The organism is Desertihabitans aurantiacus (assembly GCF_003344635.1).
Lineage (GTDB): Bacteria > Actinomycetota > Actinomycetes > Propionibacteriales > Propionibacteriaceae > Desertihabitans > Desertihabitans aurantiacus.
In genome coordinates, this window is record NZ_QPKK01000146.1 from 1 (window position 1) to 9,963 (window position 9,963).

Annotated in this window: 12 protein-coding genes; 8 read left to right on the plus strand and 4 right to left on the minus strand. The window is 73.7% G+C overall.

Annotated features, from left to right (window positions below; genetic code table 11):
* On the plus strand, window positions 1-452 hold a 452-nt coding region (locus DVA66_RS12300; RefSeq protein ID WP_198671708.1), incomplete at its 5' end, for a hypothetical protein.
* A 20-nt stretch (window positions 453-472) separates the two neighbouring features.
* The gene (locus tag DVA66_RS12305; protein WP_114560353.1) at window positions 473-1,822 is read left to right on the plus strand and encodes a peptidoglycan-binding protein; all 1,350 of its coding nucleotides are present in this window, start codon (window positions 473-475) and stop codon (window positions 1,820-1,822) included.
* Between the two features lie 3 nt (window positions 1,823-1,825).
* Here DVA66_RS12305 and DVA66_RS12310 read toward each other — a convergent pair whose 3' ends face one another.
* Both DVA66_RS12310 and DVA66_RS12315 read right to left on the minus strand, forming a co-directional pair.
* Window positions 1,826-2,092 (minus strand): acylphosphatase, encoded by a 267-nt coding sequence (locus DVA66_RS12310; protein WP_232821931.1) that lies wholly within the window; start codon window positions 2,090-2,092, stop codon window positions 1,826-1,828.
* A 30-nt stretch (window positions 2,093-2,122) separates the two neighbouring features.
* On the minus strand, window positions 2,123-2,830 hold the full coding sequence (locus DVA66_RS12315) for a copper homeostasis protein CutC (RefSeq protein WP_114560354.1): 708 nt from the start codon (window positions 2,828-2,830) through the stop codon (window positions 2,123-2,125).
* A 149-nt stretch (window positions 2,831-2,979) separates the two neighbouring features.
* On the opposite strand from DVA66_RS12315, the gene DVA66_RS12320 reads away from it, so the two are divergent.
* Together DVA66_RS12320 and DVA66_RS12325 are read left to right on the plus strand one after the other, a co-directional pair.
* On the plus strand, window positions 2,980-3,228 hold the full coding sequence (locus tag DVA66_RS12320; protein WP_157973976.1) for an A24 family peptidase: 249 nt from the start codon (window positions 2,980-2,982) through the stop codon (window positions 3,226-3,228).
* 41 nt (window positions 3,229-3,269) lie between these two features.
* Complete coding sequence (locus tag DVA66_RS12325) at window positions 3,270-3,512, plus strand: hypothetical protein (RefSeq protein ID WP_114560356.1); 243 nt, start codon at window positions 3,270-3,272, stop codon at window positions 3,510-3,512.
* Window positions 3,513-3,532: 20 nt separating this feature from the next.
* Here the strand turns inward: DVA66_RS12325 and DVA66_RS21940 are convergent, their stop codons facing one another.
* Window positions 3,533-6,034: a hypothetical protein gene (locus DVA66_RS21940; protein ID WP_157973977.1), complete on the minus strand. Its 2,502-nt coding sequence runs from the start codon at window positions 6,032-6,034 to the stop codon at window positions 3,533-3,535.
* A gap of 88 nt (window positions 6,035-6,122) precedes the next feature.
* Between DVA66_RS21940 and DVA66_RS12335 the strand changes: the two genes are divergently transcribed.
* Window positions 6,123-6,995 (plus strand): hypothetical protein, encoded by an 873-nt coding sequence (locus DVA66_RS12335; protein WP_114560357.1) that lies wholly within the window; start codon window positions 6,123-6,125, stop codon window positions 6,993-6,995.
* Window positions 6,996-7,058: 63 nt separating this feature from the next.
* Here the strand turns inward: DVA66_RS12335 and groL are convergent, their stop codons facing one another.
* Window positions 7,059-8,678, minus strand: a complete 1,620-nt coding sequence (gene groL, locus DVA66_RS12340; RefSeq protein WP_114560358.1) for a chaperonin GroEL — start codon at window positions 8,676-8,678, stop codon at window positions 7,059-7,061.
* A 281-nt stretch (window positions 8,679-8,959) separates the two neighbouring features.
* On the opposite strand from groL, the gene DVA66_RS12345 reads away from it, so the two are divergent.
* From DVA66_RS12345 to DVA66_RS12355, 3 genes are all read left to right on the plus strand, one after another.
* On the plus strand, window positions 8,960-9,361 hold the full coding sequence (locus DVA66_RS12345) for a YciI family protein (RefSeq protein ID WP_114560359.1): 402 nt from the start codon (window positions 8,960-8,962) through the stop codon (window positions 9,359-9,361).
* A complete protein-coding gene (locus tag DVA66_RS12350; RefSeq protein ID WP_114560360.1) occupies window positions 9,358-9,708 on the plus strand; it encodes a YciI family protein in 351 nt (116 codons plus the stop codon). The genes DVA66_RS12345 and DVA66_RS12350 overlap by 4 nt, the downstream gene beginning before the upstream one ends.
* A 5-nt stretch (window positions 9,709-9,713) precedes the next feature.
* A partial coding sequence (locus DVA66_RS12355; protein ID WP_269801621.1) for a sigma factor occupies window positions 9,714-9,963 on the plus strand: 250 nt, incomplete at its 3' end.

Genomic DNA, 9,963 nt, shown 5'->3' on the forward strand with positions numbered 1-9,963 from the left:
CGCTGCCGGGCCGCACGGTCGACCCGCCGCCAGCGCCGGACCCGTACCGCCCGGCCGACCGGCTGCGAGTCCGCGCCGGGAAGCTCGGCGGCGTCCTGCCCGAGCTGCAGGTCACCCGCGCGGTCGCGACGTCGCTGCGGCCGGCCAAGACGTCGACCACCGTCCCGCTGCAGCGGGTCCAGCTCGACGCCTCCGTGGTCACGGCCCCCGGGCCCGCCGTCGCGCTGCAGCACTTCGCGCTCGGGCAGGTGCTGCAGCTGGAGCAGCCGGCCGTCCGGCGCCGGCTGGTCCTCACCGCCGAGCTGGTCGCCCTGCCCGACCTCGTCCGCCCGGGCACCCCTCCCCCGCCCCCGCCGCCCTCGGCGCCCGCCGGGGCGTTCCTCGTCGGCCTCGGCTGCGTGCCGGTCCCGCTGTCGCCCAACCCCGACCCCACCTACACCTGGGCGCCCTGACGCGCCGGAAGGAGACCGTCATGTTCCAGTCGCACCGCTTCACCCGCGTGGTCACCGCGAGCACGCACCAACGGCTGCTCGCAGCCGAGAGCAACCAGCGCCCGATCAGCCGGGGCGAGAGCCACCGGGGGGCGGTGGTGGCCGTGCAGGAGGCGCTGAGCTCCCTCAACGCCGGCTACCTGACCGGCAACGAGGTGGACGGCTACTTCGGCCCGCGCACCTTCGCCGCGGTGGACGCCTTCCAGCGCGAGTACGGGCTCGTCGCCGACGGCATCGTGGGACGCCAGACGCTCGGCCAGCTGGACAGCCTGTTCTGCGGCACGGTGGCGCGCGACCCGATCGGGATCGCGCTGCACTTCGGCGTCGACCGGGTCGATCCCGCGCACTACGGCTCGGAGATGCTGCTGCCCTCCTGCGGCAACGACGCCCGGGCGATGGCCGACCTGGCCGGGCGGCTCGGCTACGACACCGCGGTGCTGGTCGACCAGGAGGCCACCACCGAGGCCCTGTACGGCCTGGTCGGCAGCGCCGCGGAGCAGCTTCAGGCCGGGGACGCGCTGCTGATCAGCTTCTCCGGCCACGGCAGCCAGATCCCCAACGAGTCCGCCGACGTCGAGGCCGACACGATGGACGAGACCACCTGCTTCCACGACCGGATGCTGGTCGACGACGAGCTGTACGCGCTGCTGCGCAGCCTGCGCCCGGGGGTGCGCGCCCACGTCGTCTTCGACAGCTGCCACTCCGGCACCGCGTTCAAGGACCTGGTGGACGGACGGTCGCCCGACGACGTCGCCGCCGCGCACGCCGTCCGGGTGAAGTCGGTGATGGCCGCCACCACACCGGCGGGCAACCAGCCGCTGGGCACCACCACCGAGGACGACGTCACCCCGATCTCGACCGCGTCGCTGGGTCGGGCCCTCGACGGGGAGGCCCCGGAGAAGGGCGCCACCCCGGTCGGTGAGGAGGGACGCGACGAGGTGGTCGCCGAGCTGTTCGGCGGGCTCTACGCCGACGGCCTGGTCGGTGCCGACAAGTTCACCGAGGGTGCCCAGGTGTACGCCACCAACAAGCAGCTCTACGACGCGGTGCGCTCGGCGGCCTGCACCGTCCCCGAGGGCGAGCCGCTGCCCTGCACGGTGACCACGCTGTCGGCGTGCGCCGACCACCAGACCACCCCGGCGGGCAACCCGCTCTCGGCGTTCACCTTCAACCTCACCTCGGTGTGGGCCGGCGGCGGGTTCCCCGGCTCCTACGACGACCTCTCCCGGGCGCTGCGGGGCCGGGCCACCCCGGACGCCACCCCGCAGCTCAACAGCTACGGCTCCGGTGGGGCCGTCGCGCGGGTGGTGGAGCGGCCGTTCGCCTTCTGAGCGTCAGCGCACCTGGAAGTCGGTCAGCGCCTCCGGGTCGACCGTCTGCCGCTCGACCTGGCTGACCGAGGCGAGCAGCGGTCCGCGGCCGCACCAGTCGACCATGTGCTCCACCTGCTCGGCCGACCCCTCGAAGTGGGCCTCGACCGTGCCGTCGACCACGTTGCGCACCCAGCCGGCGACCCCCGTGCGCTCCGCCTCGCGCCGGCAGGACGCCCGGAAGGTCACGTCCTGCACGCGTCCGTGCACCACCACCCTGACCGCCACCACCCGGCGACGGTACCGCGTGGTCCGCAGAGCTCAGGCGGTGGCCCGCGGCCGCACCTCGGCGTCGATGAGGATCCGCCAGGAGCGCACCATGGCGGCGTCCACGTAGGCCTTCCAGGACCGGTCGGGACGGGCGTCCCGGTCGATCCGGTAGGCCCGGACGCCGGCGCGGGCCAGCCACGGCACGTGGTCGGGGTGCAGGTCGCCGCCAGCCATCATCAGCTGCGCCACGCGCTGGTCGGTGCGGGCCCGTCCGATCAGCTCGTCCAGCCCCTGCTCCACACCACGGGCCGACCCGGCGGTGAGCACCTGGTCGAGCCGGGGCAGGGTGAGCAGCCGCCGCCAGGAGCGGTCGGAGTCCAGCGCGGCGTCGATCGCCCGGTGGCAGGTCCAGGGCCAGTCGCCCCACTCCAGCAGCGCCCCGAGCACGTCGGTGTCGATGTCGCCGTGGCCGTCGAGGAAGCCCATCACGACCCCCTCGGCACCGGCGTCGCGGTAGGCCGAGGCCAGCCCGCGCAGCCGCACCAGCTCCCCGCCGTCGGTGCCGTAGCCGTCCCGCAGCCGCAGCGTCACCCGGACCGGCACCTCGACCGCCCGGCACACCTCCTCGACCAGCCGCGGCTCGGGCGAGCCGCCGTCGGGGTCGGGCTCGCCGACCAGGTGGAGCCGGTCGGCCCCGCCCTCGACCGCGCGCACCGCGTCGGCGGCGTGCAGCACCAGCACCTCGAGCAGTCCGGACATGGCGGCCCCCTCCCTGGGCGTGCGTCTGGGACTCATCGTGGACCAGCAGCGGCCGTCCGCGCTGTTCCGGCGCGCCGGAGGACGCCGACATCTCCGCCGAGCGAGTGCAGCGGCGGCTCGTCGTCGGACGCTCGTCCAGCGCCTCGAGGATGCCGGAGCCGGGCTCGGTGCGGCGCTGCCGGTGCTGCTCGACCTGGCCGTGCTGCGGCTGGTTGGGCTGGCCGCACCTGGTGCTCGGCGGGCTGGCCGGGTTCGCGCTCGGCGCGGCGGTCTCGCTGGTGCTGCTGGTCGCCGCGGGTGCCGACCGGCACACCGCCTTCCCGTTCGGGTCCTGGATGGTGCTGAGCGCCGTCCTGGGGGCGGTGGCGGGCCCGTCATTGCTGCCCGCGCTGGCCTGAACCGACCACCGGCCTGTCGCGGACCGACCTACTCTGGCTGCGTGCGGACGGTGCTGACGGTGGTGGCCACGACCCTGACCGGGGTCGCCCTGGTCGCCTGCGCGCCCCCCGCCGATCCAGCCCCCGCGCCGAGGCCGACGGCTCCCGCCGCCGACCCGGCCGGCGGACCCGACGAGCGCCTCGACCCGCGACGCCGGTCCCCGCTGCCCGACGCCCGCGGCTTCGACGTCGTGGCCCTCGACGAGGACGGCGAGCTGGTCGTGCACCACGTCGGCGACCGCTGACCCCGGCCCCTGCGGGAAGGTCAGCCGCGCCGGCGCCGCACCGCCAGCGCTGAGCCGGAGAGGACCAGCGCACCCCCGAGCAGGGCCAGACCGGCTCCCGGGCCGCCGGTGTCGGCGAGGTCGCCCTCACCCGACGACGGGTCAGCCGGCGCGGGCTCGTCCGACGGGTGCGCGGTCGGCTCGTCGGTCGGCTCCCCGGGTGCCGGCTCGGTGGTCGCCTCGTCCGACGGGTCCGAGGTCGGCTCGACCGACGGGTCCGAGGTCGGCTCGCCCGTCGGGTCCGGGGTCGGGGTCGGCTCGGTCGTCGGGGTCGGCTCGGTCGTCGGGGTCGGCTCGGTCGTCGGGTCCGGCGTCGGGGCCGGCTCGGTGGTCGGGTCCGGCGTCGGAGTCGGCTCGGGCGTCGGCTCCGGGCTCGGCTCGGGCGTCGGCTCCGGGCTCGGCTCGGGCGTCGGCTCCGGGCTCGGCTCCGGCTCGATGAACTCCGCTGCCGCCCCTCCCAGGAAGGACGTGGGCGCCGCGTCGTCGTCGGTGGCGTAGCTCACCGGGTCCTGCCGCGAGGCGCTCACGGTCTGCGGCAGCTCGGCGTGCTGCTCCTCGAACTCCTCCCGGCTGAGGTTCTCCCGCGGGGACGCGGCGAAGTCGACGCCACCGCCCACCGAGAAGGTGTAGGTCACGGGCTGGCCGTTCTCGGTGTGCTCCCGCTCGACCGTGAACTGCACGGTCTGGAAGTCCTCGACGTAGTCGTCGTAGACCTGCTGCGGGTCCCAGTCGGTCCGCGCCGGCCACCGGCTGACGTCCCCGCTGCCGATGATCTCGTCGAAGGAGCCGGGGCGCTCGGCGTTGCGCTGGCGCACCCACTCCGCCGCCACCCGGCTGAGGTAGACCCGCCGCAGGTCGGCGAACTCGGGTGCGGTGTTGACCGCCTCCTCGGTGGCCGGCACCACGTGCTCGCGCATCACCTCCAGGTTGCGGACGAGCTCGGCCTCGGGGGCGGTGCAGCCGACCTGCCCGCCGGGACCGGGGCCGGTGATGTCCATCCGCTCGATCTGCACCGCCAGCGGGGCGTCGAGGATGTACAGCTCGCCGTCCTGCTCACGCACGGTGGCCGGGCGGGGCTCGATCCAGGTCCGGTAGGAGTCCCAGCACGGCTGGTTGTCCTCCCCCGCCTCCAGCGCGTCCCAGAACCTGCGGCCGGCCTCGGTCTTGGCCGGGTTCATATTGTCGATGTTCGTCCGCTTCAGCTCCAGGTCCGCCTCGAGCAGGACCCGACCCGCGTCGGTGCCGGCCAGCTCCTCGTCGATCACCGTCTCCGGCTGGTCGGGGTTGAGGTTGACCCAGAACGTGCTGGGCTCGAGCGCCAGCCAGGTGAACAACGCGTCCGAGCTGAGCTGGGTGGCCGCGAGCCCACCGAAGGAGGGGTTCTCCTCCTCCTCGGCGGCGTCCTCGGCCGAGAAGGCGTAGCCCAGCTCGCCGTCGGTGTCCTCCGACAGGTAGCGCAGCTCCATCGAGGTCCAGTCGATACCGCCGGGCCGGCGGAACCCGTCGAGCCGGTTGCCGGTCTGGCGCTGCAGCTCACGGGTGTAACGGGCGGCCTCGCGAGCCTGGTCGGCGTTGCTGCCCGACCCGACCGCGAGCCGGTTGGCCGCACCCTGCGAGCCACGGTCGGGGTTGGCGGCGAACACGCCCGAGCCCGGCCCGCGCGGGGCGACCGCGTTGGTCGCCCGGGCCTCCACCCGCACCGGGTGGGAGATCATCCCGGACTGCCGCATGGCCGTGGCGGCCGCACGGGAGGGGGTCTGGCCGTGGACGTAGGCCCCGCGTCCGCCGTCGGCCCGGTTGGCCGCCTGGATCGCCCGCAGCTGGGGCCGGTCGTAGCCCGGCCCGGACTTGATCTCGAGCTTGTCCCCGGTGCGCCGGTTGTAGGCGTCGACGACGACCTTGCGCCGCTGCCCGTCCACGTCGACCTCGATCTGCACCTGGCACAGCCAGTCGTCGTCGAAGAACCCGAGCCGCTCGATCACGAGCTTCTCGTAGGCCTTGCCGCGGGCGTTGTTGTCGTGGACGCGCACGTAGCTGGCCAGCCAGGCGTCCCAGGTCAGGACGACCGGGCGGCGGCCCTGCGGGTTGGCGTCCCACTGCTGCTGCTTGCGCAGCTGCCCGTTCACGTAGCGGTTGCGGGCCGAGTAGAGGTGGTCGGTGGTGCCCACATCCTTGCCCTTGGTGTCGTCGTCGTACTCGGCCAGCTCGTCGGCGTCGGGCTCGGCCAGACCCTCCACCGGGGCGGCCGGGTTGAGGTACTCCAGCGCCAGCTCACCGAGGTCGACGGCGTCGTCGAAGACCGGCAGCCGGTCCCGCTTCGGCGGCACCGGCGCGGTGATGCCGTACACGTCCCGGCACAGGCGCCCGGTCGGAGCCGCGGCGGCGTCCGGGGACGGGGTGGTCAGCAGGGCCACAGCGGTGCCGGCCAGCAGGGCCAGCACGGCGACCAGGCTGACGCCTCGTCGCGGACGGGTGGAGAGCATCGGAACCTTTCACGGCGGGGCACGCTCGGCACGGGAGATCCTCGGGGACGTCGACGGCGACGACCGGGCCGCACACTACGGTGGCAGGGTGTCAGCCGACCAGCCCCCGCTCGATCTCTTCGTCGACCGCCTGCCGGTGCTGCTGGCCCGGCTCCGCGACGTCGAGCTGCCTGACGACTTCCCCTTCGACTTCACCACCGACTCGGTGGCCGAGCTGGACCGGTCGACGGCCGGGCAGCGCGAGGACGAGGCCGACGTGCTGGCCCTCGGTGCCTACCTCGGCGAGGTGCTGCTCCGGATCGGGGGTGGAGGCTGGCGCTGGGACGACCGCGACGGGCCGGTGGTGGCACTGGATTCCCGCCTGGGCCTCGAGCCGGTCCCGGTCGTCCGGCTGGTGCGGGAGGGCCTTCCGGCCGGCCGTCCGCTCGGCGCCGTCGTCGAACCGGTCGAGCAGGGGGTGGCGCAGCAGCGCCGGGACGAGCCGGACTGGCGACCCCGGGCGGAGCAGCCCCCCGCGGTCGACGACCTGCGGGTCGCGGACCTGCCCCAGCCCGCCTGGCTGACCGGCTGGCTGGACGAGCGCTCGGCCGCCTTCGCCGGCTGGGCGGAGCAGCACCGTGGCAGCTGGGACTTCAGCACGGCCTCCCTCGACTCCCTCGAGACGGTGCTGCTGGAGCACCTCGACTCCCCCGAGGCCGTCTCCGCCGCCGCCCGGACGCCGCTGGTCGACGGCGCCGTCTGGTACCTCGGGGAGGTGCTGTGCCGGACGCGGGACGCCCGCTGGCACTACTTCGAACCCGATCCGGCGAACCCGCCCACCGCCTTCGCCGGCCGCCCGCACGTCACCCAGGACCGTCCCGACGGGGCGTCGGTGGTCCCGTTCGGGCTGCTCCGGGCGGCCGTCCGCGCCCGGCGTCCCGGTGAGCTCAGACGCCGGGCCGAGGCCTTCGGCAGCAGCTGAGCCCAGACGCCACGAGGGCGGCTCCCCGACCGGGGAACCGCCCTCGTGAGCGTGTGGGCTGGATCAGAAGTCCATGCCGCCCATGCCGCCGTCACCGGCGGGAGCGGGAGCGGCCTTCTCCGGCTTGTCGGCGATGACGGCCTCGGTGGTGAGGAAGAGGCCGGCGATCGACGCGGCGTTCTGCAGCGCCGAGCGGGTCACCTTGGCCGGGTCGATGATGCCCGACTCGACCATGTCGACGTACTCGCCGGTGGCCGCGTTGAGGCCCTGGCCCGACGGCAGGTTGGCGACCTTCTCGGCCACGACGCCACCCTCGAGACCGGCGTTGACGGCGATCTGCTTCAGCGGCGCGGCGCAGGCGGTGAAGACGATCTGCGCACCGATCTTCTCGTCGCCGGACAGGTCCAGCGAGGTCGCCTTGGACGCCTGCAGCAGGGCCACGCCACCACCGGCGACGATGCCCTCCTCGACGGCGGCCTTGGCGTTGCGGACGGCGTCCTCGATGCGGTGCTTGCGCTCCTTCAGCTCCACCTCGGTGGCCGCACCGACCTTGATGACGGCGACGCCGCCGGCCAGCTTGGCCAGCCGCTCCTGCAGCTTCTCGCGGTCGTAGTCGGAGTCGCTGCGCTCGATCTCGCCACGGATCTGGGAGACCCGGCCGGCGATCTGGTCGGCGTCACCGGCACCGTCGATGATGGTGGTCTCGTCCTTGGTGACGACCACCTGGCGGGCCTGGCCCAGGTCGTCCAGGGTGACGGCGTCCAGCTTGAGGCCGATCTCCTCGCTGACGACCTGGCCACCGGTGAGGATGGCGATGTCGGCCAGCATGGCCTTGCGGCGGTCGCCGAAGCCCGGGGCCTTGACGGCGACGGACTTGAAGGTGCCACGGATCTTGTTGACGATCAGGCCGGCCAGCGCCTCGCCGTCGGTGTCCTCGGCGATGACGACGAGCGGCTTGCCCGACTGCATGACCTTCTCCAGGACCGGCAGGACGTCCTTGAGGCTGGAGATCTTCTGGTTCGCGATGAGGATGTAGGGGTCGTCCAGCACCGTCTCCATGCGCTCGGCATCGGTGACGAAGTAGTGGCTGGTGTACCCCTTGTCGAAGCGCATGCCCTCGGTGAGCTCGAGCTCCAGGCCAAAGGTGTTGGACTCGTCGACGGTGATGACGCCTTCCTTGCCCACCTTGTCCATGGCCTCGGCGATGATCTCGCCCACGGCCGGGTCGGCGGCGGAGATGGAGGCGGTGGCGGCGATCTGCTCCTTGGTCTCGATGTCGACCGCGGCCTTGCTCAGCTGCTCGCTGATGGCGGCCACGGCCTTGTCGATGCCGCGCTTCAGCCCCATCGGGTTGGCGCCGGCGGTGACGTTGCGCAGTCCCTCGCGGACCATCGCCTGGGCCAGCACGGTCGCGGTGGTGGTGCCGTCACCCGCGACGTCGTCGGTCTTCTTGGCGACCTCCTTGACCAGCTCGGCGCCGATCTTCTCGTACGGCTCCTCGAGCTCGATCTCCTTGGCGATCGAGACGCCGTCGTTGGTGATCGTGGGGGCGCCCCACTTCTTCTCCAGCACGACGTTGCGACCCTTGGGGCCAAGGGTGACCTTGACCGCGTCGGCGAGGGTGTTCATGCCCCGCTCGAGGCCGCGACGTGCCTCGACGTTGAATTCAATGAGCTTTGCCATGTGTTCCGGGAGTCCTCCCGCGTCAGGGGCCGTCAGCCCCGTGGGTTTGATGTCGGTCGTGTGCTGTTCGTCAGGCGGTGCCCGCGACGGACGGGGCCCGCACAAGACCCCTCACCGGACTGACGGTGGCACTCGAGCTGGCCGAGTGCCAACTCATGTTTAGCACTCGCCCCTGGTGAGTGCAAACAACTGGCGGGCTCTGTCGATCCCGGACCTCCTCAGACGTCAGGGATGTGAGGCAGGCTGGTCCGCAGCCGCCCGGACGAGGAGAGGACACCACCGTGAGCGTCGAGTACGCACTGCTGCTGCCCGGCGACGAGCGCCCCTGGGTCGAGGCCGACCAGGCCACCCGGGACGCCGTCTACGCCCGGCACACCGAGTTCATGCGGCTGCTGACCGAGCGCGGTCACACCATCACCGGCGGCGCGGAGCTGGAGCACTCCAGCAGGGCCCGGGTGGTGCGCGGCGGACGCGGGTCGGTCACCGTCACCGAGGGCCCCTACGCCGAGACCGTCGAGCAGCTCACCGGCTTCTACCTGGTGCGCACCGACGACCTGGACGACCTGCTCGACCTCTGCGGCCTGCTCGCCGGCGACGAGGCGGTCGAGGTGCGGGCGGTGGTGCCCGACCCGGAGCCGGCTGCGACGGAGGCCGGCGCGGCCGGGCAGGCGGTCGGGTCGTGAAGTACGTGGTGCTGCTCTACCAGGACGAGCGGATCTGGGCCGAGGCCGACGAGTCGGCGCAGCAGGCCACCATCGCCGCGCACGACGCCTTCTCCGCGCGGGTCGAGCAGCACCCGGACGTGCGGATCCTGGCGGGCGAGGCGCTGCGGGTGGTGGCCGAGGCGACCACCCTGCGGCGCCGGGACGGACGCACGGTGCTGACCGACGGGCCGTTCGCCGAGACCGCCGAACAGCTCGGCGGGTTCTACGTCGTGGAGGCCCCCGACCTCGACACCCTGCTGGAGCTGGTCGAGGTGCTGCCGGCCGACTGCAGCATCGAGGTCCGGCCCGTGGACGAGCTGGTCTGAGCCGCGTGCCGTCCGACGCCGACGCGCTGGAGCTGGCCCACCGGCAGCACTGGGGCCCGCTGATGGCCCTGCTGGTGGGCCGGTTCCGGCGGCTCGAGCTGGCCGAGGACGCGCTCGCCGACGCGTTCGAGCAGGCCAGCCGGCACTGGCCGCGCGACGGCGTCCCGGACAACCCGGCGGCCTGGCTGCACACCGCGGCCCGCCGGCGGGCGCTCGACGTGCTGCGGGCCGAGGCGGTGCGGGCCCGCCGGGTGC